Below are 26,432 nucleotides of genomic sequence, written 5' to 3'. Positions count from 1 at the left end.
GTGCTCGACAATCTCGGCAGTCACAAGGGCGTCGCCGTCCGCCGCGCCATCCGCGCCACCGGCGCCCACCTGCTGTTCCTGCCGCCCTACAGCCCGGACCTGAACCCGATCGAGATGATGTTCGCCAAGCTCAAGACCCTGCTGCGAAAGGCCGACGAGCGATCCATCGCCACCGTATGGCACCGCATCGGCGCCCTGCTCGGCGAGTTCTCACCCACCGAATGCGCCAACTACTTCCGGCACGCAGGCTATGCTTCACCGTAAATGGATCAGGCTCTAGGCTGCCCGCCGCGCCTCCTGGATCGCGCGCCACACCCGCTCCGGCGTCGCCGGCATGTCGAGCGCCGTGACGCCGAGCGGGCGCAGCGCGTCGATCACCGCGTTCATGACCGCGGGCAGCGAGCCCGCGCAACCCGCCTCACCGCAACCCTTGGCGCCGAGATGGTTGGTCTTGGCCGGCACCGGGTGCGAGGCGAAGCCGATCGGCGGCAGGTCGGCGGCGCGGGGCAGTGCGTAGTCCATGAAGCTGCCGGTCAGGATCTGGCCGGACTCGTCATAGACCACCCGCTCCATCAGCGCCTGGCCGATCCCCTGCGTCACCCCGCCATGCACCTGCCCCTCGACCAGCAGCGGGTTCACGATCGTGCCGAAATCGTTCACCGAGACGTAGGAGACCACCTCCACCACACCGGTGTCGGGGTCGATCTCCACCTCGGCGACGTGGCAGCCGTTCGGGAAGGCCGAGGGTGCGGCGTCGAACACATGATCGACATCGAGGCTCGCCGGCACGCCCTCGCCCTTGATCCGCCCCTCGCGCAGCGCGGCGGCGAGTTCCATGATGCCGACCCCGCGATCGGTGCCGACGACGACGAAGCGGCCAGCGCCGAACTCGACGTCCGCCTCCGCCACTTCGAGCATCTGTGCGGCCGCACGCTTGCCCTTCTCGACCACCTTCCCGGAGGCTTCGACGATCGCCGCCCCCGAGGCCATCAGCGACTTCGACCCGCCCGTGCCGCCGCCGGCGATCAGCAGGTCGGAATCGCCCTGCACCAGCCGGATCGCCGAGAACGGCACGCCGAGCTCGGCGCTCAGGATCTGCGCGAAGGGCGTCCAGTGGCCTTGCCCGTAGTCGAGTGTGCCGGTGACGATCGTCACCGTGCCGTCGGCGTTGAAGCGGATCCCGCCCATCTCCTTCGCCGGAGGTGCGGTGACTTCGAGGTAGTTGCCGATGCCGATGCCGCGCAGCTTCCCGCGCCGACCGGCCTCGGCGCGGCGGGCGGCGAACCCGTCCCAATCGGCCGCAGCCAGTGCCTTGTCGAGCAGGGTGGTGAAGTCGCCACTGTCGGACACCGAGCCCGAGGCCGCCTTGTACGGGAAGGCGTCCGGGCGGATGTGGTTGCGCCGGCGCAGCTCGATCGCGGGAATGCCGCTCGCGCGCGCGGCCGCCTCGATCAGCCGTTCCATGAAGTAGTTGCCCTCGGGCCGGCCGGCGCCGCGATAGGCCGAGACCGGCGTGGTGTTGGTCATCACGCACCTGGTCGCGACCTCGATCAGCGGTGTCGCGTAGTTCGACTGCACGTTCTTGACGAAGTTGCCCGTACCCATCAGCGGCGCGACGGTCGCCATGTAGCCGCCCATGTTCGCATACGCGGTCAGCCGCACGGCGAGGAACCGGCCGTCCGCGTCGAGCGCGAGCTCGCCCACCACCTCGTGGTCGCGGCCGTGCTGGTCGGAGACGAAGCTGCCGGTGCGCTCGTCGGTCCACTTCACCGGCCGGCCAAGCTCCTTCGCGGCGTGGAACAGGCAGACATACTCGGGATAGGCCGACGCCTTCATGCCGAACGAACCGCCGACATTGCCGGTGAGCACGCGCACCTTCTCGACCGGCACCTTGAGGATGTCGTTGGCGAGCTGGTTGCGCAGCCCGAACACGCCCTGGCAGCCGACATGGATCGTGTAGCGGCCGGTGGCGGCGTCGTAGGCGGCGAGCGCCGAGCGGGGCTCCATCGCCGCGACCACGACGCGGTTGTTGCGCAGCGGCAGCGTCACGGTGTGCGCGGCCTTGGCGAAGGCCTCCGCCACCTTGGCGCGGTCGCCGTAGTGGAAGTCGAGCACCACGTTGCCGCCAGGCCGGTCGAACAGCGCCGGCGCATCGGGCGCGGCGGCGGCCGAAGCCTCGGTCACCGCGGGCAGCGGATCGACATCGACGACCACCGCCTCGGCGGCGTCGCGCGCCTCCGCGCGCGTCTCGGCGATCACGCAGGCGACCGGGTCGCCGACATAACGCACCCGATCGGTCGTGAGCGCGCCGCGTTCGGGTGCCTCCATCTTCGTGCCGTCGGCGTTGGTGAAGGGCAGGGTGCAGCGGAGCCGGCCATAGCCCGCGGCTTCGAGATCGGCCCCGGTGTAGACCGCGCGCACGCCGGGCATCGCCTTCGCCGCCGCGGTGTCGATGCCGCGGATCACGCCGTGCGCGTGCTGGCTGCGCACGATCACGCACCAGAGCTGGCCCGGCAGCGCGATGTCGTCGGTGTAGCGGCCCTGCCCGGTCAGCAGCACGGGGTCCTCGTTGCGGGGCACGGGCTGGCCGATCCCGAAACGCATGGTCGTGCCGTCGGGCATGGAGGTGTCCGGCATCAGGGGCTCTCCCGGGGATGGATCTGGCCACAGAGTAGGCGCTGAGGCCGCGATGACCAGCCCCCCGGGTGCGGATCAGTCCCCCGCCCGGAACGCGTCGATGATCCGGCGCAGCGTGCCGTCGCGCCCCATCACGATCACGTCGAAGCGCAGCTCCGCGCCGAACCAGCCCGGTTCCTCGGCCATCAATGCCTCGGTGGCGGCGAGGAGTCGCGCGCGCTGACGGGCGGATACGGTCTCAGCCGCCTCGGCGGCGCGGCCACGCGCCTTCACCTCGACGATCACGGTGAGGTCGCCGCGGCGGGCGACAAGGTCGATCTCGCCCACCTCGGTGCGACGCCGCCGCGCCAGGATCACGAACCCGTCAGCCTCGAGTGCGGCCGCCGCGCGCAACTCGGCATCGCGGCCGTAGCTTTCCGCCCCACGCCTCAGCGATGCTCCGGCTCGACTCCCTCCCGGTTTATTGCTATTCGGCATCATACGGTTCGCATGACGGCCGGGAGCTGCGGACGCAGAGGGCTGATGCATGACGGACTGGGACGAGATCGCCCGCCTGGCGATCGCGGCCATCCCGGCGGAACAGCGTCGTGGTGCGGTCCTGTATCTCGACCGGCGCGCGATCGCGCCCGGCGAGGCCGTCGCCACTGGCCGGGAGACGCTGATCGCCGACCGTCCGGCCGCGCTCGCCTTCCTCGATCTGGCGCCCGAGGCGAACTGGGGCCATCCCTGCCGCTATCTGCTGATCGATCTCGCCACCGGCGCGGTGCGGGCGGCGGAGGCGACGCATCCGCCGTTCCTGCGCGGCGCCGCGCCGAGTCTCGTCGCGATCGCCAAGGGGCCCGAAGTACCCGACTGGGCTCTCGCCGCACCCTTCGAGCCGCCCGACTGATCCCCGGACGTTTCCATCCCCCCACCCAGACCGGGACAGAGGAGACCTGAGACCATGGCCATCAGACCCGAATCCGCCGTTCCCGAGCTTTCCGCGGCCACGCGGCGCGCGATGGAGCTGTCCGTGCGCGCGCTCTCGCCCCGCGAGGTCGAGCGCACCAATCTCTCGGTCGTGACCGCGCCGCAGGCCAAGGGCGCGCGCCTGCTCGCCTATCGCCAGGCGATCCCCATCGAGCGCGACAGCATCGTCGTGTTCGCCGACGAGATGCCCGGCGCGAACTGGTCGCATCCGTGCCGCTACATCCTCTGCGACGCGCGGACCGGCGAGCCCTACACGGAGATCCCCGCGCGCTTCCCGCTCGAGCTGCGCACGCCGAAGATCGCCCTGCATACCTTCCACGAGCCGATCGTGCTGCGCCCGGGGCTCTACTGGCCGATCAAGCCGCGGCCGGGCTGCTTCAAGCGCGTGCCGAAGGGCAAGCGCTACGCGATCCTGTTCTCCGGCGCCTCGAATGCGCGGCACGTGAACGACATGGAGTTCCTGTACCGGACATTGCGCGACCACTACGGCGTGCCGGACGCCGACATCATCTGCCTGAACCACGACGGCACGCTGAACTACAACGGCAACCCCAAGCCGATCGTCGCCTGGCCGGGCGACAACACGGCCTACCGCATGCCGATCAAGGGCAAGGGCACCAAGGCCGATCTCGACGCAGCCCTCGACGACATCGCCGCGCGCATCAAGGCCGAGGATTCGCTGCTGATCCACACCAACAACCATGGCGGCTGGGGCGGCTGGGGCAAGTCCTATCTCTGCGTCCAGTCCGGCGCCGACTACTATGCCGCCGACTTCGCGGCGAAGCTGAAGACGCTGCCGAAGTTCCGCTGCCTCGTGGTGATGATGGAGCAGTGCCACGCCGGCGGGTTCAACGCGCCGATCGTCGCCAACAGCCCCGCGCAGTACACGTCGGTTGCCTCCGCCACGGTCGAGGACCAGTCCTCCTGGGGCGATGCCGAGTTCGACTTCTTCGCGCGCGACTGGATCGCGGCGATGGCCGGCCACACGCCCTATGGCGGCGCGCTCGCCTCCAATCCCGACAGCAACGGCGACGGCACGATCAGCGCGCGCGAGGCCTATGACTACGCGGACTCGATCCACTACAGCGGCGACACGCCGAACTGGAGCCAGTCCTCGGCGACCGCCCGGACGTGTCACCTCGCGCAGCGCTACGGCTGGGCCTGGACCTGGTTCTGCCCGATCGTGATCGACCTGCTCTACCCGGTCTGGGAGAAGCTGCCGATCCCGGAGTTCTACGACCGCTTCCGCAAGGGCATCGCGCCCGTGCTCGACGAGTTCGAAGTCACCATGGAGAAGGATGCCGCCACGGCGCGCGGCGCGCTCGAGAAGCGGCTGAAGGAGGCGATCGCGCGGAGCTTCTGATCGCTCCGGGTTTTCCCGGGGCGCGTCTTCGCCCGATCAGGCGACTCCACCTGATCGGGATCTGCGCTCCTCCGCCGCCGGGCGCACATCCGGCGGCACCACCGTCGCCGCGATCGAGGAGTCGAGCGCCTCGTAGGCCGCGAGCCCGATCGTCTCGTAGAGCTCGGCGCGGGTCTGCATCCGGTCGAGGTGGTGCATGGTGCCGCCGTCGCGCCGGATCGCCGCGTAGAGTTCGGCCTGCGCCTTGGCGGCGACGCGCAGTGACGAGACGGGCCAGATGATTATGCGGTAGCCGAGCGCCTCGAACTCGGATGCGGTGAGATAGGGCGTGCGGCCGAACTCGGTCATGTTGGCGAGCAGCGGCGCGCGCACGGCCTCGGCGAAGCGGGCGAAGTCGTCGCGGCTGGTCAGCGCCTCGGGGAAGATCGCATCCGCCCCGGCATCGAGATAGCGCTTCGCCCGCTCCACCGCGGCCTCGAACCCCTCGACGCCGGCCGCATCGGTGCGGGCGATCACGTAGAGATGCCGCGCCGCGCGCTTCGCCGCCGCCACCTTCGCCGCCATCTCGGCGGGCTCCACCAGCCGCTTGCCGTTCAGGTGCCCGCACTTCTTCGGCAGCTCCTGGTCCTCGATGTGCACGGCCGCAGCACCCGCATCCTCGAAGGCGCGCACCATGTGCATCGTGTTCAGCACGCCGCCATAGCCGGTGTCGCCGTCCACCAGGATCGGCAGGCCGGTGGCGCGGGCGATCGTCCGGACAAAGAAGCACGCCTCGTCCACCGTGATGATGCCGAGATCGGGCAGCCCCATCGAGGCGGTCATCGCCGCGCCGGAGAGGTAGAGCGCCTCGAAGCCCGCACGCTTCGCGAGCAGCCCGGCCATGCCGTTATGCGCGCCGGGGATCTGGAGGATGCCGCCGCGCCCGACCAGCGCCCGGAACCGCGCGCCTGCGGGCTCGCGAGGCAGTCCGTCCGCCGTGAGATAGGTCATCGCCGCCTCCGATCGCTGTTCCCGCTCAGCGATAGAAGATCAGCGTGAGCAACGCAAAGTTCGGGATCAGGAAGAGGGTCGCCCAGCCGACATAGCCGAGGAAGGAGGGCATCTTCACGCCCTGCTCCTCGGCGATCGCGCGGACCATGAAGTTGGGCGCGTTGCCGATATAGGAGTTCGCCCCCATGAAGACGGCGCCGGCCGAGATCGCGCCCAGCACCGGCGCGAGCGGCCCCATCAGCGCCTGCGCGTCGCCGCCGGCGAGGTTGAAGAACACGAGATAGGTGGGCGCGTTGTCGAGGAAGGAGGAGAGCAGCCCGCAGAGCCAGAAATACATCGTCGGGTCGGGCCTGCCGTTCGCATCGCTGGTGAGCGCGACGAGCCCGGCCAGCGCACCTTCGCGCCCGGCCTGGAGGATCGCGATCGCCGGAATGATGGTGACGAAGATCGCGGCGAACACCTTCGCCACCTCGATCATCGCGCCCCAGGTGAAGCCGTTGGCGTTGCGCACCAGCGCCGGCGTCGCCCAGATCGAGTAGGCGGCGATCGCCAGCATCAGCACGTCGCCGACCACCACCTCGATGGCGATCTCCTGCTTCAGGAAGGTCACCGCGCCCGGGTGCCAGATCCCTTCCATCAGCACGACCAGCACCACCATCAGCAGCAGCGGGATGTTCACCCCGCCCTGGATGCGCAGCGGCTCGGCGGCTTCCGGGCTCTCGCGGATCTCGTCGGGCTCGCGGTGGAAATAGCGGCTCTCGATCCGGTGATAGATCAGCAGCAGCACCGAGGCGATCAGCAGCATGGGCGCGAACAGGTGCTGGGTCGGCCAGAAGAACGCCACCCCCTTGAGGAAGCCCAGGAACAGCGGTGGATCGCCGAGCGGGGTGAGCGAGCCGCCGATATTCGACACCAGGAAGATGAAGAAGATCATCGTGTGCGCGCGGTGCTTGCGGTTGCGGTTCGCGCGCAGGACCGGGCGCACCAGCAGCATCGACGCGCCGGTCGTGCCGGTCAGGCTCGCGATCGCGGTGCCGAAGGCGAGCAGCGCCGTATTGGTGCCCGGCGTGCCGCGCAGCGTGCCGGCGAGATGCACCCCGCCCGCCACCGTGAACAGCGCGAACAGCAGGATCAGGAACGGGATGTACTCGAGCAGTGCCGTGTGCAGCACCATGTCGGTGACCGGCTCGACGCCGAAGGTGAGCGCGGCCGGCACGACGAAGGCGAGCGCCCAGGCCAGCATCACCAGGCCGTAGAAACGGTGCCACCAGTGCGGCGAGATCAGCGGCACGAGCGCGATCGACAGCAGCACGCCGGCGAAAGGCAGCACCCACCAGAGCGAGAGCGCCCGCCCGTCCACCCCCTGCTCTGCCGCCTCGGCCGGCATGGACGCCAGCAGCACGCCGAGCGCGATCAGGGGAGGCACAATCTTGCGGAATGACATCGAGGACCGGCAGCGAGAACGAACGGGAGGATGACCGTAAAGGAACGCGGCTTCGCCGCAAGAGCCGCCGGACACTGGCATAAATGACGTCAAAGTAATTCTTTGCATAAGTGCGAGCGGGCCTACCGAACCGGTCGGCGGCGACACTCCGGGGGGCGATCAGTGGCGCGGGTGGCTGTCGGCCCATGCGGCGCGCGCTCGCGCGCCGAGGCGTGGCGACCGGCCCCCGCCTTGCCGCACCCTGCCCCCGTCGCTATGGTCCGGCGCCCACCAACGCGCAGGATGACCCCCCGATGGACATGACCGGCGAGCGGCGCATCCCCGCGCCGCGAGAGACCGTCTGGCAGGCGCTGAACGACCCCGAGGTGCTGAAGGACAGCATCCCGGGCTGCGAGACGATCGAGAAGATTTCGGACACCGAGATGACCGCGCGCGTGGCCGTGCGGATCGGGCCGATGAACGCGCGGTTCTCGGGCAAGGTGCAGCTCTCCGACCTCGACCCGCCGAACGGCTACACGATCTCGGGCGAGGGCCAGGGCGGGGTCGCGGGCTTCGCCAAGGGGGGGGCCACCGTCCGGCTCGCCGAGGACGGGCCTGGCGCCACCCTGATGACCTACGACGTGAAGGCGCAGGTCGGCGGCAAGATGGCCCAGCTCGGCGCGCGGCTGATCGACAGCACCGCCCGCTCCATGGCCGACCAGTTCTTCGACCGCTTTGCCGCGCGCGTCGCCGGACCTCCGCCGGGGGCCGAGGCGGCCGAAGCGGCGCCCGTGCCCGCCGGACCCGCCCGCCTGCCCCTGCCGGTGCCGGCCGAGATGTTCGGCCTGCCGACCTGGGTCTGGGGCTCGATCGCGGTCTGGGTCGGGATCGTCGCCCTGATGGTGCTGTGAGCGGGCTCAGCCTTCCCGTCTGGGTCGGGCTGACGGTGCTGTTCGTGCTGGCCCTGCTCGTGCTGGGCCGGGTGCTGGGCTGAGATGATGGACGCAGGACCGCTTCCCGCCGGGGTGGACGAGACCCTCGCGCTGCTCGCGCGCGGCGACTATGTGGCCGATCGTGCGCTCGCCACTGCCGTGCATCTCGCGCTCAAGATGCAGCGGCCGCTGTTCCTCGAGGGCGAGGCCGGGGTCGGCAAGACCGAGATCGCCAAGGTGCTGTCCAAGACGCTCGGCCGGCGCATGGTGCGGCTGCAATGCTATGACGGGCTCGACCTCGCCTCGGCGCTCTATGACTGGAACTACACCCGCCAGCTCCTGGAGATCCGCCTCGCCGAGGCCGCCGGCGAGCGCGACAAGGACCGGCTGGCGAAGGGCATCTTCGACCGCCGCTTCCTGATCGAGCGCCCTTTGCTCCAGGCGATCAGCCCCGAGGGGGGCCCCGCGGTGCTGCTGATCGACGAGCTCGACCGCGCCGACGAGCCCTTCGAGGCGTTCCTGCTGGAGCTGCTGGCCGACTGGCAGGTGACGATCCCCGAGCTCGGCACGATCCGCGCGGCCGAGCCGCCCGTGGTGATCATCACCTCGAACCGCACGCGCGAGATCCACGACGCGCTGCGCCGGCGCTGCCTCTACCACTGGGTCGATTTCCCCGATGCGGCGCGCGAGCGCGCGATCCTGGCGCTGAAGGCGCCCCAGGCGGCGGAAAGGCTGTCGTTCCAGGTGGTCGCCTTCGTGCAGCGGCTGCGCCAGATGGACCTGTTCAAGATGCCCGGCGTCGCCGAGACGATCGACTGGTGCGGCGCGCTTGCCCATCTCGATGCGACCGAGCTCGACCCGCAGCGCGTGGACGAGACGCTCGGCGTGCTGCTCAAGTACCAGGACGACATCGCGCGCATCCGCGGCGAGCAGGCCGCCGCGCTGGTCGCCGAGGCGAAGGCGGGATGATGCCCCCGGTGGAAGGCGGCGGCCGCCTTCCCCTGAACGTGCTGCATTTCGGCCGGATGCTGCGGCGCGCCGGCCTGCCGGTCGGCCCCGGCCAGGTGATCGAGGCGCAGCACGCGCTGCTGCACATCGACCTCACGCGCAAGCGCGACGTGCACGCGGCGCTGCGCGCGGTGATGGCCACGCGCCACGAGCACTGGGACGTGTTCGACGCCGCCTTCGCGCTGTTCTGGCGCAACCCCGACCGGAACATCGCCGAGAGCATCATGGCCGCGCTCGACGGGCTGCGCCGCCCGGCCGAACCGCAGAAGCCCAAAGCAGGCGCGCGCCGCGCCGCCGAGGCGATGGGTGCGCAGTCGCGGCCCAAGGAGCGGCCGCGCCCGCCCGAGGAGGAGCAGCGCATCGAGGCGCGGCTTGTCGCCTCGGCCGAGGAGCGGCTCAGGAAGATGGACTTCGAGGCGATGAGCGAGGCCGAGATCCGCGCCGCGCGCGCCGCGATCGCGCGCCTGACCCTGCCGCTCGATGCCGTGCCGACCCGCCGCTTCCGCCCCGACCCGCTCGGGCCGCGCGCGGATCTGCGCGAGACGCTGCGCCGGTCCTTGCGCGAGGGCGGCGCGCTGGTCGAGATCGCCCGTCGGCGCCGGCGCACCCGCACCCCGCCGCTGGTCGCGCTATGCGACATCTCCGGCTCGATGGGCCGCTACGCGCCGATCCTGCTGCACTTCCTGCACGCGGTCGCCTCCACGCGCACGCGCACCCACACCTTCCTGTTCGGCACGCGGCTCACCAACGTCACCCGCGCCTTCCGCCACCGCGATCCCGAGGCGGCGTTCCAGATGGTGAGCGCCATGGTGCCCGACTGGTCCGGTGGCACGCGCATCGGCGAGGCGATCGCGCGCTTCAACCGCGACTGGGGCCGGCGCGTGCTCGGCCAGGGCGCGACCGTGCTGCTGATCACCGACGGGCTCGACCGCGAGGGCGGTGCCGGGCTCGCGGAGGCGATGGAACGGCTGCACAAATCCTGCCGCCGGCTGATCTGGCTCAACCCGCTGCTGCGCTTCCAGGGCTTCGAGCCCAAGGCCACCGGCATCAAGGCGATGCTGCCGCACGTGGACGACTTCCGGCCCGCGCACAATATCGACAGCATCGCGGGGCTGGTGCATGCGCTGTCGGCACCGCAGGCCAGGAGGAAGGCCGCATGAACACGGACGCAGAGGACATCCTGAGCACGGCGGGACACTGGGTGGCCGAGGGCGAGACCGTCGCCCTCGCGACCGTGGTCGAGACCTGGGGCTCGTCGCCGCGCCCGGCCGGTTCGCGCCTCGCGGTGTCCGCATCGGGAAAGATGGCCGGCTCGGTCTCGGGCGGCTGCATCGAGGGCGCGGTCGCGGATGCGGCGAAGGAGGTCATGGCCTCCGGCACGCCGCGCGTGCTGACCTTCGGCGTGACCAACGAGCGCGCCTGGGAGGTCGGGCTCGCCTGCGGCGGCACGGTCAGCGTCTTCGTCGAGAAGCTCGGATGACGCCGACGCTGTTCCAGGCGCTGCAGGCGGCGCGCAAGGCGAAGCGGCCGGTGCTGCTCGCGACCCGGCTCTCTGACGGCGCGCAGGCGCTGGTCGGCCCGGATGGCGCGCATGGCGCCAACCTGCCCGAGGCGGTGGTGGCGGCGGCACGCGCCGCCCTTGCCGACGATGTCGCGCGCACGGTCGAGAGCGACGGCGCGCGCTGGTTCCTCCACCCGCACAACCCGCCCCTGCGGCTGATCGTGGTCGGCGCGGTGCACATCGCCCAGGCGCTCGCGCCGATGGCGCCGCCGCTCGGCTTCGCGGTGACGGTGATCGATCCGCGCCGCTCCTTCGCGACCGACGAACGCTTCCCCGGCGTCACGCTCGACACGCGCTGGCCCGACGAGGCGATGGCGGAGCTCAGGCCCGACAGCCGGAGTGCCGTGGTGACGCTGACGCACGACCCGAAGCTCGACGATCCGGCGCTGGATGCCGCGCTGCGCTCCGACGCGTTCTACATCGGCGCGCTCGGGTCGCGGCGCACCCATGCGGCGCGGCTCGCGCGGCTCACGGAACTCGGTCATGCGCGCGAGACGCTCGCGCGCATCCGTGGCCCGATCGGTCTCCCGATCGAGGCCGAGACCGCCCCCGAGATCGCGCTCGCGATCATGGCCGAGATCGTCGCGGTGCGCCGCCGCGCGAAGCTGGTTTCCCCCGCGCGCGAGGCAGCATGACCTTCGGCGACGAAGCGGTGGAGGACGCGGTCGGCGCGATCCTCGCCCATTCCATCAAGGCCGGCGCGCGGATGCTGAAGAAGGGCCGCGTGCTGACGCGCGAGGACGTGCTCGCCCTCGCCTCGGCCGGGATCGCGCGCGTCACGGTCGCACGGCTCGAAACGGGCGACATCGCCGAGGACGAGGCGGCGGATCGGCTGGCCGATGCCTGCCTCGGCCCGCTGCTCGCGCGCACGCGCGCCGCCACCGGCCGGGTGAATCTGAGCGCCGAGACGCACGGGCTGCTGCTGCTCGACCGCGCGCGCATCGAGCGGCTCAACCGGCTCGACGAGGCGGTGACACTCGCGACCCTGCCGCCCTTCAGCGTGGTGCAACCGCGCGACATGGTGGCGACGGTCAAGATCATCCCCTTCGCGGTGGATCGCCGCATCGTCGCCGCGGCGGTGGCGATCGCGCGCCAGGGCGGTCCGTTGCTGGAGGTGCGCCCGTTCACGGGCCGCAAGGTCGGGCTGGTGCTGACACGCCTCGCCGCGACCAAGGAGAGCGTGCTCGACGGCACGGTCGAGGCGACGCGGGATCGCGTCGCGGCCCTGGGTGGCGAACTCCTGCCCGAGGAACGCTGCGGCCACGACACGGCCGAGGTCGCCGCCGCGCTGAAGCGGCTGAAGGACGCCGGTGCGCGCATCCTGCTGATCGCGGGAGCCTCGGCGGTGGTGGACCGGCGCGATGTCTGCCCCGCCGCGATCGTTCGCGCCGGGGGAGCGATCCATCACTTCGGCATGCCGGTCGATCCGGGCAACCTGCTCTGCTTCGGCGCGCTCGACGGCGTCCCGGCCGTCGTGCTGCCGGGTTGCGCGCGCAGCCCCAAGCTCAACGGGGTCGATTGGGTTCTGCAACGGCTGATGGCCGATCTGCCGCTGGCACCCCGCGACATCATGGACATGGGGGTGGGGGGTCTGTTGAAGGAGATCGAGCTCCGCCCGCTGCCGCGCGCGCGCGCGCCGGAGGAGGACCAGGGCCCGGCGCCGAAGCGCGGCAGCCGGATCGCCGCGATCGTGCTCGCGGCCGGCCGGTCGCGCCGGATGGCGCCGCTGAACAAGCTGCTGGTGAAGGACCAGAGCGGCAAGGCGATGATCGCGCGGGTGGTGGACAACGTGCTTGCGAGCCGCGCGCGCCCGGTGATCGTCGTCACCGGCCACGAGGCGGAAGCCGTGCGTGCCGCCCTGCCCGGCCGAGAGGTCGTGTTCGCGCACAACGCCGACTACGCGCAGGGCCTGTCGTCGTCGTTGCGTACCGGGATCGATGCGCTGCCGCCGGATGTCGACGCCGCTCTCGTCTGTCTTGGCGACATGCCGCTGGTCACCGCGCCCATGCTGGATCGACTGCTGGCGGCCTTCGATCCGGAGGAGGGGCGCGAGATCGTCATGCCGACCTTCCGCGGCAAGCAGGGCAATCCGATGCTGTGGGGACGCCGCTTCTTCCCGGCGATGCGGCAGGTGACGGGCGATGTCGGCGCGCGCCATCTCGCCGGCGAGCACGCCGAGGCGGTGCACGAGGTCGAGATGGCGGACGATGCGGTGATGCGCGACTTCGACACCACCGAGGCGCTCGCCGCCGATCCGCGCGTCGCCAAGGGATGACGCTGCCCGACGGGATCGCGCTCACGCTCGCGGTCGAGCCCGATCCCGCGACGGTCGAGGCGCTCGGCGAGGCGCTCTCGTCGTTCAACGAGGCGGCCGCCGGCCCGTCCGGTTCCTGCCCGCTCTGGATCATCGCCCGCGATGCCGAGGGGCGGCTCGCCGGCGGGCTGCGCGGCCAGACCTTCTGGCACTGGCTGTTCGTCGCCTGGCTCTGGGTGGACGAGGCGCGGCGCGGCCAGGGGCTCGGCGCGGCGCTGCTGCGCGCGGCCGAGGACGAGGCGCGACGGCGCGACTGCATCGGCGCCTATGTGGACACCTACAGCTTCCAGGCGCCCGGGTTCTATGCCCGCCAGGGCTACGCGGTGTTCGGGCGGCTGGATGATCTGCCGCCGGGCGGCTCGCGCACCTGGTTCGCCAAGCGGCTGTGATCGCCCCTGCCGAAGGTTTCACCTTTGGCGGGCGGCTATCGCGCGTGGGGCTGGCGGGGCGGCCACGCGCGAACGAAACCCATCAGGCCGGCGGCTTGCAGAACGCCTCGTAGAGCGCCTTCAGCACCCCAAGCGCCGGACCCTGATTGATCGTGTAATAGACCGTCGTCGCCACGCGGCGGTTCCGCACCAGCCCCTCGGCACGCAGCCGCATCAGGTGCTGGCTCACCACCGTCTCGCGCACGCCGATCCGGTCCGCGAGCGCGCCGACCGAGCATTCGCCGTCCACCAGCGCGCACAGGATCTTCAGCCGCACCGGATTCGCGAGCGACTTCAGAAGGTCGGAGGCCGCTTCCGCGCGTTCGTCCAGCGCGGCGGTGTCCATCGTCGAAGTGTCCACGTCACATTCCTTGCCCATGACCCCACGGGTACATGGTTCTTGCCTTCGAAGGCGTGAAGACATATCTTCGCGCCCGAAGGTGCACCGCGCCTCCGCGGTGCGCAAGCGAAAGGATAACATGCCATGATCCGCCTCACGGACAGGGCCTGGTCGCCCTATCTGACCGGCGCGCTGATCGGGCTCCTGCAGGTTCCGGCCTTCCTGCTGCTCGGCACGGCCCTCGGCGCGTCCTCGTCCTATGTCACGGTCTCGGCCTCGATCGCGGAGTTCTTCGACCCGGCGATCCGCGGCCTCGCCTATGCCGGCAAGTATCTCGACGGCGCCAAGAACTGGTGGCAGGTCGCGCTGGTCGGCGGCATCGCCCTCGGCGCGTTCCTCTCGGCCAGCCTCTCGGGCACGCGCCGCACGGGCATCTCGCCGGTCTGGGCCCGCGCGCTCGGCACCTCGAACCCGGCCGTCCGGTTCGCGCTCGCCTTCGTCGGCGGCTTCCTGCTGCTGCTCGGCGCGCGCCTCGCCGATGGCTGCACCTCCGGCCACGGCATCTCGGGCATGGCGCAGCTCGCCGTGTCGGGCTTCGTCGCCGTGGGCGCGATGTTCGCCGGCGGCATCGCCACCGCCATGATGCTGCGCGCCGTCCGCTGAGCCCGAAGGAGCACCAACGATGAGCGTTCTCGCCGCCATTGCCGTGGGCCTGCTGATGGGCGTGGCCTTCGGCTTCCTGCTGGAGAAGAGCCGGGTGTTCGAGCCCGGCGTGATCGTCGGCCAGATGCAGCTCAGGAACTTCCTGATGCTGCGCATCTTCCTCGCCTCCGTCGCCTCCGGCCTGATCATTCTCGGGCTCGGCACGCTGACGGGGATCATCCCGAAGCTCGATCCGAAATCCGTGCTGTACGGCGCGCAACTTCTGGGCGGGTTCATCACCGGCGTCGGCATCGCGCTCGCCGGCGCCTGCCCGGGCACGGTGCTGGCCCAGGTCGGCGTGGGCTACCGCGACGCGCGCGTCACCCTGCTGGGTGGCCTCGCGGGCGCGCTGACCTTCGCCTATCTGGAGCCGGCGATCCGCCCGGTCCTGCTGACCGGCTCGCCCGGCAAGCTCACGCTGCACGGCCTGCTCGACCTGCCGTTCTGGCCGCTCGCGCTCGGCTTCGCCGCGGTCCTGATCGCCGCCCTCTACGCGATGGAGCGCTGGCGGCCGTGGCGGGCGGAGCTCGGCGCGAACGCCGACGGCGTGCTGCCCCCGGCCCAGCCGGCCAAGGCGGCCCCCGCCGGCGCCGAGCCCGCCGCGCGGTGAGCGCGGGGGCGACCACCGACGCCGCCGGGATGCCGGCGGCGTCGCTCGCGCATCTGCCGCTGCCGCTGTTCGCGGCCCCGATGGGGCTCGGCGGCCTCGCCCTGGCCTGGCGCCAGGGTGCGGCCGCCTTCGGCCTGCCAGGGGTGATAGGCGAGGCGGTCGCCGCACTCGCGCTCGCCGCCTTCGGCGCGGTCGCGCTCGCCTACGCGGCGAAGGCGCTCCGCCATCCGGCGGCGACTGCGGCCGAACTCGCGCACCCGGTGCGCGCTGTGTTCGCCTCGGCCGTCACGGTGGCGCTGATCATCGCCGCGCTCGTGGTGCTGCCGTGGTCGCGCGACGCGGGCACGGTTCTGCTGGCAGCCGGGGCGGCGGCGCATCTCGCCGTCGCCGTCGCCTTGCTCGCGCGCTGGATCGCGCATCCGACCGAGATCGCCCATGCCGCGCCGACCTGGCTCATCCCCCTGGTCGGCAACATCCTCGTCCCCTTGGGCGCCGTGCCGGCGGGGTGGCCGGAACTCGGCTGGCTGTTCTTCGGCCTCGGCGCCGGGCTGTGGCTGTTCGTCACGCCGATCCTGCTCTACCGGCTGATCTTCCACCCCGACCTGCCGCCCAGGCTGCTGCCGACGCTCGCGATCCTGCTGGCACCGCCGTCGGTCGGGATGCTGTCCTGGCTCGCGCTCACCGGCGGGCCGCTCGATGCGATGGCGCGCGTGCTGTTCGGGCTGGCGGTGTTCTTCGCCCTCGCGCTGGCGGCGCTTGCGCCGCGGCTCGCGCGCCTGCCGTTCTTCCTCTCCTGGTGGGCCTACACCTTCCCGCTCGCCGCCTTCGCCGCCGCGACCGCGCGCTACGCGGCCTCGGTCGGCGGCGCGGTGGCGCAGGCCGCAGCCCTCGGGCTGCTCGCCGTGGCGACCCTGGTCGTGGCTCTGGTCGCCGCCTGCACGCTCAGGGCGCTCGCGCGGGGCGAAGTGCTGCGGCCGGAGTGATCAGCCGAGCGCCGCCTGCACCCAACGCGCCCAGGCGAGCACCGCGGCATCGTCGCCGCGCCTGCCGACGATCTGGATCCCCAAGGGCAGGCCGCGCGGGCCGAGCCCCGCCGGCACGGTCACACAGGGCACGTGCAGCGTCGTCCAGAGATAGTTGAAGGCCGGATCGCCGGTCCAGCCGATGCCCTCCGGCGCCTCTCCCGGCGCGGAGGGTGTCACCAGCACATCCACCCCTTCCAGCGCCGGGCCGAAGGCCAGCATGCAGCCCTGCGCCACCTTCAGCGCCTCGTCGAGCCGCTCGGGGGGCCAGGCGAGTGCGGGCAGGTGCCGCTCCTTCAGCCCGGCCGAGAGCAACGGCGCCTGGGTGGTCAGCTCCCAGCCGAGCGCGCGCGCGGTCTCGGCGACCATGATCGAGGGATGCGCCTCTACCAGCGCGTTGAAGGCGGCCGGCAGCTCACGCTCGGTCACCGTCGCGCCGGCGCGGTTGAGCGCCGCCGTCACATCGCCCCAGAGCGCATGGGTCTCGGGCAGGGCGGCCGGCCAGGACGGCGAGCGGCAGAGACCGATCCGCGGCGGCCGGCCCGGGTCGCGCTCCGGGTCGCCCAGCCGCCGGCCGGAGACTGCGCCGGCGAACAGCGCGCAGTCGGCGACCGAGCGCGCCATCACCCCGATCGTGTCGAGGCTGTGCGACATCACCTTCATGCCGGCGCGCGAGATCATGCCGAAGGACGGCTTGTAGCCGACGATGCCGCAATAGGCGGCCGGGCGGATGATGCTGCCCGCCGTCTGGGTGCCGAAGGCGAGCGGGACCATGAAATCGGCGACCGCGGCCGCGGAGCCCGAGGACGAGCCGCCCGGCGTGTGCGCCAGGTTCAGGGGGTTGCGCGTGGGCCCCGGGGCGCGGACGGCGAACTCGGTGGTGACGGTCTTGCCCATCACCACGCCGCCGGCGGCGCGCGTCCAGGCCACCGCGGCGGCGTCCGCGCGCGGACGGAACCCGGCATAGATCGGGCTGCCATAGCCGGTCGGCAGATCGGCGGTGTCGAGCACGTCCTTCACGCCGACCGGGATGCCGCCGAGCGGCGCCGCCGGATCGGCCTTCCGCGCGGCGGCGCGCACGACCTCCGGCACATGCGCGACGAAGGCGCGCACCTCCGGGTCGCGCGCGGCGATGCGCGCGAGACACGCCTCCGCCAGCGCCTCCGGTGTCAGGCGTCCGGCGGCCATCGCCGCCCGCGCCGCCGTCGCGGTCAACCGCCACGCTTCGTCCATCGTGAGTCCCCCACCCCTGCCGTCGGACCATACGGCATACGGCAGCGTGCGCGCGCTCTGCGTCCGGCGCAACCCGTCGCACGCCGAATCTTTCATGGCGCAACGCCCCCGTGCGCGCCATGCTGGCGTGGTGCACGTCGAGGTCCGCATCCATCCCGGTCCGGCCGGAGCCCTGCTCTACGAGGTCCCGCTCGGCCCGGAATCCCTGCCGGCGGTGGAGTCGCGCGACCTCATCGGCGCCTGGGACGCCGCGCGCGAGGCGGCCGAGCGCGAGGACTGGGGCGAGGCGCGCGCGGTGCTGTTTCGCCGCGACGGCGGCAGCGCGACCGAACTCGTGATCGCGGATGCCGATGCGCGCTGTTGGGCCGGCGCGGTCGATCAGGCGGTCGGGCTCGACACGCTCTATGGTCTGGCACTCTGCTTCCGCCTGCTCGGGCTGATCGAGCTGCTCGCCACCTGCCCTTGGGCGCGCGGGCTGTTCGACGTTTCGCCCGACGGCACCACGCTGCACCCCGCCCTGCTCGCCGCCGCTGCGCGGGCCCCGCTCGAGGCCGACGGGCGGTTCGACCATGCCGGGATTCGCCGCGCCCTGGCCACGCGGCTGACGGGGTCTGTCCGATGATCCGTGTGCTTCTCCTGCTCGGCCTCGCGGTGCTGGCCGCCTGTGCCCGGCCTGAGCCGCAGGCGCGGCCCGAGGCTTCGATCGAGGCCGCCTGCCGGGCCGAGGCGGAGCGGATGATGATGACGCGCACGCGCGCCGACCGGCCGCGGCTCGACGACCTCGAATCCCGCTTCGGCGGCGGCGGGTTCGAGGCGCAGCGCATCCGCACGACCGAGCTGCTCGACCGCGACCGGCTGTATCGCGAGTGCCTCGGTCGCGCCTCGGCCGGGCAGGCGCCCGCGGCCACGCCCGCCCCGACCGCGCCGGTGCAGGTCCGTCAGTAGGCGGTGCGCCAGCGGCGGGCCGGCGTGACGTCGAGCCCGAGGGCGAGCAGCACCTCGTAGGCGAGCACCAGGCCCAGGATGGCGACCAGCCAGATCAGCCCCCAACGGAGCACCGGCTGGCCCTGGCGCAGGCGGGTGCCGAGCCCCGGCAGCACCAGCGCGAGCGCGCCCGCGGCCCAGATCAGCCCGATGACCTGCCAGGTTTCCATCCCGTCCCTCCTGCCGCGTGGAGCATAGAGCATGGATCCCGCGATCACCTTCCATGGCGCGGCCGGCACCGTCACGGGCTCGTGCCTGCTGATCGAGGCCGGGGGCGCGCGGCTGCTGGTCGATTGCGGCCTGTTCCAGGGGCCGAAGACGGTGAAGGCGCTGAACTGGCGGCCGTTCCCCTTCGAGCCGCGCGCGATCGACGCGGTGGTGCTGACGCACGCGCATATCGACCATTCCGGGCTGATCCCGCGCCTGGTGAAGGAGGGATTCCGCGGCCCGGTGCACGCGACGGTGGCGACGGTCGATCTCTGCCGCTTCATGCTGCCCGATTCGGGCTTCATCCAGGAGACCGAGGTGGAGCGGCTGAACCGCCGCAACGCCGCGCGCGGACAAGCCGCGGTAACGCCGATCTACACCCGGGCCGATGCCGAGGCCGCGCTCGGCCGGTTCCGCGGCGTCGCCTACGACCGCTGGCTCGACCTGCCGGGCGCGATGCGCGCGCGGTTCTGGAACGCCGGCCACCTGCTCGGCTCCGCCTCGGTGGAGCTCGTGCTGCCTGGCGGTGCGCATCTGCTCGTGTCGGGCGATATCGGCCCGGGATCGAAACAGTTCGTCGCAGACGCGGAGGCGCCGCACGATCCGGACTGGCTGGTGCTCGAATCGACCTATGGCGATCGCGAGCGCGACGACCCCACGCCGGTCGAGCGGCGGGCGATGCTGCGCACCGAGGTGGAGGCGGCGCTGAAGGCGGGCGGCAATCTGCTGATCCCGGCCTTCGCGGTCGAGCGCACGCAGGAGCTGCTGCACGACCTCGATCTGCTGATGGAACGGGGCGAGTTGCCGTCGGTGCCGGTGGTGATCGACTCCCCGCTCGCGGCCGAGGCGACGCGCACCTTCCGCCAGCACCTGGAGGAGCTGCCCGAGGAGACCGAGCCCGCCGAGACATTCCTGTCGGGACCGAACATCCGCGTCACCGCCTCGGTGGAGGAGAGCAAGAAGCTGAACGCGGTGGCCGGTGGGATCATCATCCTCTCCGCCTCGGGCATGGCGGATGCGGGGCGGATCCGGCACCACCTGCTGAACAATCTCTGGCGGCCGCAGGCGACGGTGCTGTTCGTCGGCTATCAGGCGCCGGGCACGCTGGGGCGACTGCTGGTGGATGGCGCGACGGAGGTGTCGATCATGGGCCAGGAGGTGGCGGTCCGCGCGCGCATCCGCCGCCTGGATGTGTATTCCGGCCATGCGGATCGACAGGGCCTGCTGGACTGGGTGGCGGCGCGGGGGAGCGTGAAGCGAGGCGTTTTCCTGGTGCATGGCGAGCCGGAGGCGCGGGAGTCGCTCGCCGGTTCGTTGCGCGAGCGTGGGCTCGCGGTGATGCTGCCTGAGATGGATGCCTCCTACGCCCTGCCGGCGCACGGCGCGGCGCGGGCGCGCGGCGCGGCGGCGCGGCTCTCGCCGGAGGCGGCGCAGGCGCGGTTCGACTGGCACAACGAGCGCGCGGCGTTGCTGCTGGAGTTGCGTCGGCGCGTCGAGCAGGCGGGCGACGACGCGGCGCGCGCGGCGTTGTTGCGCCGGGTGCGCGAGGCGTTGCGGGGGTAGAAGGGATGGGGGGTGGCGGGGGCAAGGGCCGATGGCCCTTGGCCCCGCCTGTTTTCTTCCTGGCGCTGAAGCCGCGCGAACCGCCGTCAGGCCGGCCAGAACTGCCGGGTCTTGCCCTGGACGTTGACGAAGAGCCGCCATGAGCCGGAGGCGCGGGAGCCGAACACGCTGGCATAGGACGCGCCGCCGGCGAGGTAGTCGCGCGGCAGCAGCATCGTGAAGTTGGTGTCGGTGATCCTGCTGCCGGCGAGCAGCTTCGAGGCGAGGGCGACGTACACGTCCGACCAGATCGGCAGCTTCCACTTCTGATAGAACTCGTTGACGCGGGCGCCGAACACGATCGGGTCGTCGCCCGAGCTGTAGGTCGGCACGCCCTGGTCGGCGATGTCGGGCTGGCAGTTCGCGTGGATGACCGACGGGGAAGCCGCGTCCCCGCCGACGAAGATCGCGCAGCCATTCAGGTTCGGGGTGACGAAGATCGGGTGTTTCGGCCCAAGCTTGATCATAGGCGCGTAGCCGACCTGCCAAGGCAGGGTATAGGCGTTGGCGGAGCCGCCGGAGGGTGAGAGGCTGACGGTCGTTTCGGTCGGCAGCACGGTCTCGGTGATCACGCCTTCATTGTTGCTGCGGAGCGCGAACTTGAGCGTGGCGTGGTTGGAGACGATGTCCTCCCATGTGATCGCGCTGGGAGGGACGGAGGACGGTGAGACGGGGGAAATGAGACGTTCCGGGGGCGTGAGAAAAGGTGAGAAGAGCCGGGAAATAGCGTTAAGCGACTGAACATAAAAAAGGTTCGCTCCGACATCGGGCGACACGGCGGCGCAACAACTCGTGCCCACAATCGGTGCGACGCGGAGCCCGTTCGTTGCGGGGTCAGGAGGCGCTGCGCAGGGCGGCGCGGAGCTCGGTCAGCTCCCGTCGCAGGGCGATGGCGTCTGCCGTGTCCTGAGCGCGCGAGAGAAGTTCTGTCAGGATGGCGTCGGCCCGGTCGGGGGGGAGGGCGTCGAGCAGGCGGGCGATGGCCTGGAGGCGGCGGGCGTGGCGGCCGAGCTCGGGCGGCGGGTCGGCGGGCGCGGTTTCCTGCGGCTTTGCGGCCCACATGTCGCCGTCGCCGGTGAGCAGCCAGGTCATGTTGACCCCGGTGCGGGCGATCGCCGCCAGCGCCTCGCCGCCCGGGACAGAGACGGCCTGCTCATACTTCTTGAGGACCCCAAGAGGTATCCCGGTGCGCTGCGCCATCTGGGCCTGGGTGAGCCCGAGGCCCTCGCGCCAGGCGCGCAGGCGAGCCCCGATCTGCCCCTTTGTGCCGGTCATGAAAGTGCGACACCTGGGGGCGAAAGTGCGACAGGAAAGCGCGACACTCGCGCCGCCGTGTCGGCTGTCGCGCTTCGCCGCAACTCATTGAAAAGGCTCGCAAAAAGCGGCGCTGGCGGCCAGATGTTCCGCGCGCGAAAGTGCGACAAAGCGCGACAGCCGTTGCGATATCGAAGCGCGACAGTCGGCGTACGATGGTATGTCGACGAGGGGCTCACTGAGGGGGACCCGCAGCAGCGCTGTCGGCGGCCGCGCCCATGGTCTTGATGGTCAGCTTGCCGGAGAAGCCCGCGCCCTGCATGGCCCAGTCGAACGCCATCGAACCACCCCCGACAGCCCGTTCCGCGTGTGCGGGAGCAGTGTGGCACGCGCGGGGTGCGAACCGACACCGGATTCGGTGCGCAGGGCGTCAGGCCGCCTCCTCGGCACGGCGCTCGGCCCGCTTGCGCTCGTGCGGATCGAGGAAGCGCTTGCGCAGACGGATCGCCGACGGCGTCACCTCGACGAGCTCGTCGTCGTCCACATAGGCGATCGCCTGCTCCAGGCTCATCCGCCTGGGCGGCGTCAGCAGCATCGCGTCGTCCTTGCCGGCGGCGCGGATGTTGGTGAGCTTCTTCTCCTTGATCGGATTGACCTCCAGGTCCTCGGCCCGGCTGTTCTCGCCGATCATCATGCCGACATAGACCTTGTCGCCCGGATTGACGAACAGCACGCCGCGCTCCTGCAGATAGAACAGCGCGTAGTGCACCGCCTCGCCATCGGCGTTGGAGATCAGCGCGCCGTTGCGTCGCCCCTCGATCGTGCCCTTCCACGGCATATAGCCCGCGAACAGGCGGTTCATGATGCCGGTGCCGCGCGTGTCTGTCAGGAACTCGCCATGGTAGCCAATCAGCCCGCGCGACGGGATCAGGAAGGTCAGCCGCGTCTTGCCCGCACCGGACGGGCGCATGTCGCGCAACTCGCCCTTGCGCAGCGACATCTTCTCGACCACGACGCCCGCGTACTGCTCGTCCACGTCGATCAGCACCTCCTCGAACGGCTCCAGCCGCTCGCCGGTCGCCTCGTCGCGGCGGAGGATCACGCGCGGGCGGCCGATCGTCAGCTCGAAGCCCTCGCGGCGCATGGTCTCGATCAGAACGCCGAGCTGCAACTCGCCGCGGCCGGCCACCTCGAACGCCTCGGCCTCCTCGCTGTCCTTCACCTTGATCGCGACATTGCCCTCGGCCTCGCGGTAGAGCCGGTCGCGGATCTGCCGCGACGTCACCTTCTTGCCCTCGCGCCCGCCGAGGGGGCCGTCATTGATACGGAACGTCATCGACAGCGTCGGCGGATCGACCGGGATCGCCGGCAGCGGCAGCGCCTGCTCGGGAGACGCGATCGTGTCGGGCACCGTGCCCTCGGCGAGGCCCGCGATCGCGATGATGTCGCCCGCCTCGGCCTCCTCGACCGGCACGCGCTCGAGCCCGCGGAAGGAGAGGAGCTTGGTCAGGCGGCCCGTCTCGATCACGGAACCGTCGCCGCGCAGAACCTTCAGCGGCATGTTGACGCGCGCGCGCCCCTGCTCGACCCGGCCGGTCAGCACGCGGCCGAGGAAGTTGTCGTAGTCGAGGATGGTCGCGACCATCGCGAAGGGCGCGTCCTTGTCGAGCGCCGGCGCGGGCACGTGGCGCAGCACCAGGTCGAACAGCGCGGAGAGGTCGCGCTTCGGCCCGTCGAGCGTCGCGTCGGCCCAGCCCTGCCGGCCAGAGGCGTAGAGCATCGGGAAGTCGAGCTGCTCGTCGGTCGCGCCAAGCGCGGCGAACAGGTCGAAGACCTCGTTGTGCACCTCGTCGGGGCGGGCGTCCTGCCGATCGACCTTGTTCACCACCACGATCGGCTTCAGGCCGCGGGCGAGCGCCTTGCCGACCACGAACTTGGTCTGCGGCAGCGGCCCCTCGGCGGCATCCACCAGCACGATCGCGCCGTCCACCATGTTCAGGATGCGCTCGACCTCGCCGCCGAAATCGGCGTGGCCGGGCGTGTCGACGATGTTGATCCGCGTGCCCTGCCACACCACCGAGGTGCATTTGGCGAGGATCGTGATGCCGCGCTCGCGCTCGAGGTCGTTGCGGTCGAGCGCGCGCTCGGCGACCTGCTGGTTCTCGCGGAACGCGCCGGATTGCCGGAGGAGCTGATCCACCAGCGTCGTCTTCCCATGGTCAACATGGGCTATGATCGCGATGTTGCGAATGTCCATACCGGCCGCCCTGTGTGCTGCTGCGGCGCACACATAAGGGCGCGGCTCGCATTCCGCGAGTGAAAAGTCAGAGTTGCTGTCCTGTGACGGACGCGGGAGAGGGTTCGTCCGGCGCGCGGCCGCCCGGCCGAGGCCCAGCGGCCATCAGGCGGCCAGCCGGTCCTTCACCAGTTGGGCAAGCGGCGCCACCGGCCGGGCGCCGAAATGGCTGATCGCCTCCGCGGCCGCGACCGAGGCCATCACCCCGCACTCCGGAAGCGGCCGGCCGCGGACCAGCCCGGCGAGGAACCCGGCGGCATAGGCGTCGCCCGCGCCGGTGCTGTCCACCACCGTCGTGGGCTCGGCGGCGATCGTATGCACAGCGCCATCGGCGACGATCACGCTGCCCTTCTCGGACCGCGTCAGGCAGGCGATGCGGGTCTCGGCGCGCACAGCGGCGACCGCGTCCTCGAACCGCTCGACCTCGTAGAGGGAGAGGATCTCGTGCTCGTTGGCGAACAGGATGTCGATCTCGTCGGCGACCAGGGCGCGGAAGGCGGCGCGGTGGCGGCCGACGCAGAACGGATCGGAGAGCGTCAGCGCCACCTGGCGGCCGGCCGCATGCGCCACGCGCGCGGCCTTGCGGAAGGCGGCCTGGGCGGCGGGCGGGTCGAACAGGTAGCCCTCCAAATAGGTCACGGCGGCGGCTCCGACCGTGGCCTCGTCGATGTCCGCCTCCGACAGCCCCACGCAGGCGCCGAGGAACGTGTTCATGGTGCGCTGGGCGTCGGGCGTCACCAGGATCAGGCAGCGCGCGGTCGGCGCGCCGCCGGTCGCGGCCGGGGTATCGAAGGCGATGCCGGCGGCGCGGATGTCGTGGCGGAACACGGCGCCGAGCTGATCCTCGGCCACCTTGCCGATGAAGGCGCCGCGTCCGCCGAGGCTCGCGAAGGCGGCCATGGTGTTCGCCGCCGAGCCGCCCGAGACCTCGACGGCCGGGGGCATCGCGGCATACAGCGCCTCGGCGCGGGCCGCGTCGATCAGGGTCATGGCCCCCTTGTTGAGGCCGTGCGCCGAGATGAAGGCATCATCGCAGCGGGCCAGCACGTCCACGATGGCGTTGCCGATGCCGAGGAGGTCGTAGGTCATGGGGCTCCGATCCGGTGTTCGCCTGTCCCTTAGCGTGCGCGGGCGCCAGACGCCATGATCGGGGCGTGGCTGCGCGCGCTCGGCCAGTTGGGCGACCCGCGCCTGCGCCGGCCGGTGCTGCTGGGGCTGCTGGCGGCGGCGGTGGTGTTCGCGCTGCTGGTCGGGTTCGGGGTGTGGCTGGTCGGGCTCGCGGCGACCGGCGGGGGCGGGTGGCTCGACCGGCTGGTCTCGGCGCTGGGCGGGGTGGCGGCGGTGATCGTCGCGGTGCTGCTGTTCGGCCCCGCCAGCCTGGCGGTGGCCGGCGTGCTGCTGGACGACGTCGCCGCGGCGGTGGAGGCGCGGCACTACCCCTTCCTCGCCCCCGCGACGCCGGCGCCCGTGTGGTCGCAGCTGCTGGCGGGGCTGCGCGTGGCGCTCAGGGTGCTGGTGATCTCGGCGGTGGCGCTGCCGCTGGTGCTGCTGCTGCCCGGGGTGGGCAGCCTGGTGTGGCTCGCGGTGTCGGCCTATGCGCTGTCGCGCGAGTATTTCGAGCTTGCGGCCTTGCGGCGGATGGACGCGGCCTCGGCGCGGGCCTTGCGGCGCCGGCACCGGTTCCGCGTGTGGCTCGCGGGGGTGCCGGCGGCCGCGCTGATGCTGGTGCCGGTCGCGAACCTGTTCGCGCCGGTGCTGGGCGCGGCGGCGTTCACGCATGTGCTCCACGGCGTGGGCCTGGGCGCGCGCCGGGCTTGACGTCATCCCGCATCCGGGAAATTCTCTCGGATATGGAAAGCGCGCTCCTCGACCCTGCCGCGACCGACCGTCGGCTGGCGGAGCGGTTGCGGGCCTTGCGGGGCGAGCGTGGCTGGTCGCTCGACGAACTGGCGCGCCGCAGCGGGGTGAGCCGGGCGACGCTGTCGCGGCTGGAGAATGCCGAGGTCAGCCCGACCGCCGCCGTGCTGGGCCGGTTGTGCGCGGCCTATGGGCTGAGCGTGTCGCGCCTGATGGCGCAGGTGGAGGCGGCGTTCGTGCCGCTGGTGCGGCGGGACGCGCAGGCGGAGTGGGTGGATCCTGCGGGCGGGTTCCGGCGGCGCCAAGTGTCGCCGCCGGCGCGCGAGCTGGCGGGCGAGGCGGTGGAGTGTGTGCTCGATCCGGGGGTGCGGGTTGCCTATGACCGCCCGCCGCGTGCGGGGCTGGAGCACCATCTGCTGCTGCGCGAGGGGCGCTTGGCGGTGACGTTGGACCGGGTGCGGCATGAGCTCGGGCCTGGGGATTGCCTGCGCTATCGGCTGGAGGGGGCGAGCGTGTTCGAGACGCCGGCCGAGTGCGGCGCGCGCTACGTGCTGTTCATCGTCTGAGGGGGCTGGGCGTGGTGGAGATCGCGGAGTTGGGGGCCGAGGGGGTGGAGGCGGAGGCCTCGGCCCTGGCGGCGGTGTTGCATGCGTGTGTGCAGGATGGAGCGAGTGTGGGGTTCGTGTTGCCGTTTCCGGTG

29 protein-coding genes are annotated in these 26,432 nt (G+C 71.7%); 18 read left to right on the top strand and 11 right to left on the bottom strand.

Annotated elements, in window-relative coordinates; all coding sequences use genetic code 11:
• Positions 1-264: transposase (locus tag F563_RS0119885; protein WP_019014498.1), on the top strand; the 264-nt coding region annotated here is incomplete at its 5' end.
• Between the two features lie 12 nt (positions 265-276).
• On the opposite strand, the gene F563_RS0119880 is transcribed toward F563_RS0119885, so the two are convergent.
• Together F563_RS0119880 and F563_RS0119875 are read right to left on the bottom strand one after the other, a co-directional pair.
• Entirely contained in the window at positions 277-2,637 is a 2,361-nt protein-coding gene (locus tag F563_RS0119880) for a xanthine dehydrogenase family protein molybdopterin-binding subunit (protein ID WP_019016446.1), read from the bottom strand.
• A gap of 75 nt (positions 2,638-2,712) precedes the next feature.
• On the bottom strand, positions 2,713-3,030 hold the full coding sequence (locus tag F563_RS0119875) for a YraN family protein (protein WP_019016445.1): 318 nt from the start codon (positions 3,028-3,030) through the stop codon (positions 2,713-2,715).
• 133 nt (positions 3,031-3,163) lie between these two features.
• On the opposite strand from F563_RS0119875, the gene F563_RS0119870 reads away from it, so the two are divergent.
• The gene (locus tag F563_RS0119870) at positions 3,164-3,526 is read left to right on the top strand and encodes a hypothetical protein (protein ID WP_019016444.1); all 363 of its coding nucleotides are present in this window, start codon (positions 3,164-3,166) and stop codon (positions 3,524-3,526) included.
• A gap of 54 nt (positions 3,527-3,580) precedes the next feature.
• Positions 3,581-4,969 carry a C13 family peptidase gene (locus F563_RS0119865; RefSeq protein ID WP_019016443.1) on the top strand — a complete coding sequence of 463 codons (1,389 nt, stop codon included), beginning with the start codon at positions 3,581-3,583 and terminating at the stop codon, positions 4,967-4,969.
• A 36-nt stretch (positions 4,970-5,005) separates the two neighbouring features.
• Here the strand turns inward: F563_RS0119865 and prpB are convergent, their stop codons facing one another.
• Both prpB and F563_RS0119855 read right to left on the bottom strand, forming a co-directional pair.
• Positions 5,006-5,959, bottom strand: coding sequence for a methylisocitrate lyase (prpB, locus tag F563_RS0119860; RefSeq protein WP_019016442.1), 954 nt, complete (start codon positions 5,957-5,959; stop codon positions 5,006-5,008).
• Positions 5,960-5,984: 25 nt separating this feature from the next.
• Positions 5,985-7,385 (bottom strand): sodium:proton antiporter, encoded by a 1,401-nt coding sequence (locus F563_RS0119855; RefSeq protein WP_245557177.1) that lies wholly within the window; start codon positions 7,383-7,385, stop codon positions 5,985-5,987.
• Positions 7,386-7,696: 311 nt separating this feature from the next.
• Here F563_RS0119855 and F563_RS0119850 point away from each other — a divergent pair, with 311 nt between their 5' ends.
• The 7 genes from F563_RS0119850 (at position 7,697) to F563_RS0119810 (ending at position 13,586) form a co-directional block, all read left to right on the top strand.
• The gene (locus F563_RS0119850; protein WP_019016440.1) at positions 7,697-8,293 is read left to right on the top strand and encodes an SRPBCC family protein; all 597 of its coding nucleotides are present in this window, start codon (positions 7,697-7,699) and stop codon (positions 8,291-8,293) included.
• An 87-nt stretch (positions 8,294-8,380) separates the two neighbouring features.
• Positions 8,381-9,283, top strand: coding sequence for an AAA family ATPase (locus F563_RS0119840; RefSeq protein WP_019016439.1), 903 nt, complete (start codon positions 8,381-8,383; stop codon positions 9,281-9,283).
• Positions 9,280-10,482 carry a vWA domain-containing protein gene (locus F563_RS0119835; protein WP_245557176.1) on the top strand — a complete coding sequence of 401 codons (1,203 nt, stop codon included), beginning with the start codon at positions 9,280-9,282 and terminating at the stop codon, positions 10,480-10,482. The genes F563_RS0119840 and F563_RS0119835 overlap by 4 nt, the downstream gene beginning before the upstream one ends.
• Positions 10,479-10,802 (top strand): XdhC family protein, encoded by a 324-nt coding sequence (locus F563_RS0119830; protein ID WP_019016437.1) that lies wholly within the window; start codon positions 10,479-10,481, stop codon positions 10,800-10,802. Before F563_RS0119835 ends, F563_RS0119830 begins: the two co-directional genes overlap by 4 nt.
• Positions 10,799-11,518 carry an XdhC family protein gene (locus F563_RS0119825; RefSeq protein WP_019016436.1) on the top strand — a complete coding sequence of 240 codons (720 nt, stop codon included), beginning with the start codon at positions 10,799-10,801 and terminating at the stop codon, positions 11,516-11,518. Before F563_RS0119830 ends, F563_RS0119825 begins: the two co-directional genes overlap by 4 nt.
• On the top strand, positions 11,515-13,158 hold the full coding sequence (locus F563_RS0119820) for an NTP transferase domain-containing protein (protein WP_019016435.1): 1,644 nt from the start codon (positions 11,515-11,517) through the stop codon (positions 13,156-13,158). Before F563_RS0119825 ends, F563_RS0119820 begins: the two co-directional genes overlap by 4 nt.
• Positions 13,155-13,586 (top strand): GNAT family N-acetyltransferase, encoded by a 432-nt coding sequence (locus F563_RS0119810; protein ID WP_019016434.1) that lies wholly within the window; start codon positions 13,155-13,157, stop codon positions 13,584-13,586. The genes F563_RS0119820 and F563_RS0119810 overlap by 4 nt, the downstream gene beginning before the upstream one ends.
• Before the next feature lie 82 nt (positions 13,587-13,668).
• Here the strand turns inward: F563_RS0119810 and F563_RS0119805 are convergent, their stop codons facing one another.
• Complete coding sequence (locus F563_RS0119805; protein ID WP_245557175.1) at positions 13,669-13,986, bottom strand: ArsR/SmtB family transcription factor; 318 nt, start codon at positions 13,984-13,986, stop codon at positions 13,669-13,671.
• Between the two features lie 123 nt (positions 13,987-14,109).
• Between F563_RS0119805 and F563_RS0119800 the strand changes: the two genes are divergently transcribed.
• The 3 genes from F563_RS0119800 to F563_RS0119790 are packed head-to-tail and all read left to right on the top strand — an operon-like array spanning position 14,110 to position 16,260.
• On the top strand, positions 14,110-14,628 hold the full coding sequence (locus tag F563_RS0119800) for a YeeE/YedE thiosulfate transporter family protein (protein ID WP_019016432.1): 519 nt from the start codon (positions 14,110-14,112) through the stop codon (positions 14,626-14,628).
• A gap of 19 nt (positions 14,629-14,647) precedes the next feature.
• A complete protein-coding gene (locus tag F563_RS0119795; protein ID WP_019016431.1) occupies positions 14,648-15,277 on the top strand; it encodes a YeeE/YedE thiosulfate transporter family protein in 630 nt (209 codons plus the stop codon).
• Entirely contained in the window at positions 15,274-16,260 is a 987-nt protein-coding gene (locus tag F563_RS0119790) for an SLAC1 family transporter (RefSeq protein ID WP_019016430.1), read from the top strand. The genes F563_RS0119795 and F563_RS0119790 overlap by 4 nt, the downstream gene beginning before the upstream one ends.
• On the opposite strand, the gene F563_RS0119785 is transcribed toward F563_RS0119790, so the two are convergent.
• Positions 16,261-17,532: an amidase gene (locus F563_RS0119785; RefSeq protein ID WP_019016429.1), complete on the bottom strand. Its 1,272-nt coding sequence runs from the start codon at positions 17,530-17,532 to the stop codon at positions 16,261-16,263.
• A 130-nt stretch (positions 17,533-17,662) separates the two neighbouring features.
• Here F563_RS0119785 and F563_RS24170 point away from each other — a divergent pair, with 130 nt between their 5' ends.
• A complete protein-coding gene (locus F563_RS24170; RefSeq protein WP_245557174.1) occupies positions 17,663-18,154 on the top strand; it encodes a hypothetical protein in 492 nt (163 codons plus the stop codon).
• A complete protein-coding gene (locus tag F563_RS0119775) occupies positions 18,151-18,477 on the top strand; it encodes a hypothetical protein (RefSeq protein ID WP_019016427.1) in 327 nt (108 codons plus the stop codon). The genes F563_RS24170 and F563_RS0119775 overlap by 4 nt, the downstream gene beginning before the upstream one ends.
• On the opposite strand, the gene F563_RS0119770 is transcribed toward F563_RS0119775, so the two are convergent.
• Positions 18,471-18,686, bottom strand: coding sequence for a hypothetical protein (locus tag F563_RS0119770; RefSeq protein ID WP_019016426.1), 216 nt, complete (start codon positions 18,684-18,686; stop codon positions 18,471-18,473). The two genes, F563_RS0119775 and F563_RS0119770, sit on opposite strands and share 7 nt — an antisense overlap.
• Before the next feature lie 31 nt (positions 18,687-18,717).
• Between F563_RS0119770 and F563_RS0119765 the strand changes: the two genes are divergently transcribed.
• Positions 18,718-20,286 (top strand): MBL fold metallo-hydrolase RNA specificity domain-containing protein, encoded by a 1,569-nt coding sequence (locus tag F563_RS0119765; RefSeq protein WP_019016425.1) that lies wholly within the window; start codon positions 18,718-18,720, stop codon positions 20,284-20,286.
• Positions 20,287-20,372: 86 nt separating this feature from the next.
• Here the strand turns inward: F563_RS0119765 and F563_RS0119760 are convergent, their stop codons facing one another.
• The 4 genes from F563_RS0119760 to F563_RS0119740 all read right to left on the bottom strand — a co-directional run bounded on the left by F563_RS0119760 (position 20,373) and on the right by F563_RS0119740 (position 24,964).
• Positions 20,373-20,897, bottom strand: a complete 525-nt coding sequence (locus tag F563_RS0119760) for a hypothetical protein (RefSeq protein ID WP_019016424.1) — start codon at positions 20,895-20,897, stop codon at positions 20,373-20,375.
• 262 nt (positions 20,898-21,159) lie between these two features.
• Positions 21,160-21,600 (bottom strand): helix-turn-helix domain-containing protein, encoded by a 441-nt coding sequence (locus F563_RS23470; protein ID WP_019016423.1) that lies wholly within the window; start codon positions 21,598-21,600, stop codon positions 21,160-21,162.
• A 409-nt stretch (positions 21,601-22,009) separates the two neighbouring features.
• Positions 22,010-23,836, bottom strand: a complete 1,827-nt coding sequence (gene typA, locus F563_RS0119745) for a translational GTPase TypA (protein ID WP_019016421.1) — start codon at positions 23,834-23,836, stop codon at positions 22,010-22,012.
• A gap of 144 nt (positions 23,837-23,980) precedes the next feature.
• On the bottom strand, positions 23,981-24,964 hold the full coding sequence (locus F563_RS0119740; RefSeq protein ID WP_019016420.1) for an adenosine kinase: 984 nt from the start codon (positions 24,962-24,964) through the stop codon (positions 23,981-23,983).
• A 54-nt stretch (positions 24,965-25,018) separates the two neighbouring features.
• Between F563_RS0119740 and F563_RS0119735 the strand changes: the two genes are divergently transcribed.
• Together F563_RS0119735 and F563_RS0119730 are read left to right on the top strand one after the other, a co-directional pair.
• Complete coding sequence (locus tag F563_RS0119735) at positions 25,019-25,693, top strand: EI24 domain-containing protein (protein WP_019016419.1); 675 nt, start codon at positions 25,019-25,021, stop codon at positions 25,691-25,693.
• 32 nt (positions 25,694-25,725) lie between these two features.
• The gene (locus F563_RS0119730) at positions 25,726-26,298 is read left to right on the top strand and encodes a helix-turn-helix domain-containing protein (RefSeq protein ID WP_019016418.1); all 573 of its coding nucleotides are present in this window, start codon (positions 25,726-25,728) and stop codon (positions 26,296-26,298) included.
• The last annotated feature ends 134 nt before the right edge of the window (positions 26,299-26,432 follow it).

Source organism: Elioraea tepidiphila DSM 17972, assembly GCF_000378465.1.
Classification (GTDB): Bacteria; Pseudomonadota; Alphaproteobacteria; order Acetobacterales; family Acetobacteraceae; genus Elioraea; species Elioraea tepidiphila.
This window is presented reverse-complemented; position numbering and strand designations above follow the sequence as displayed.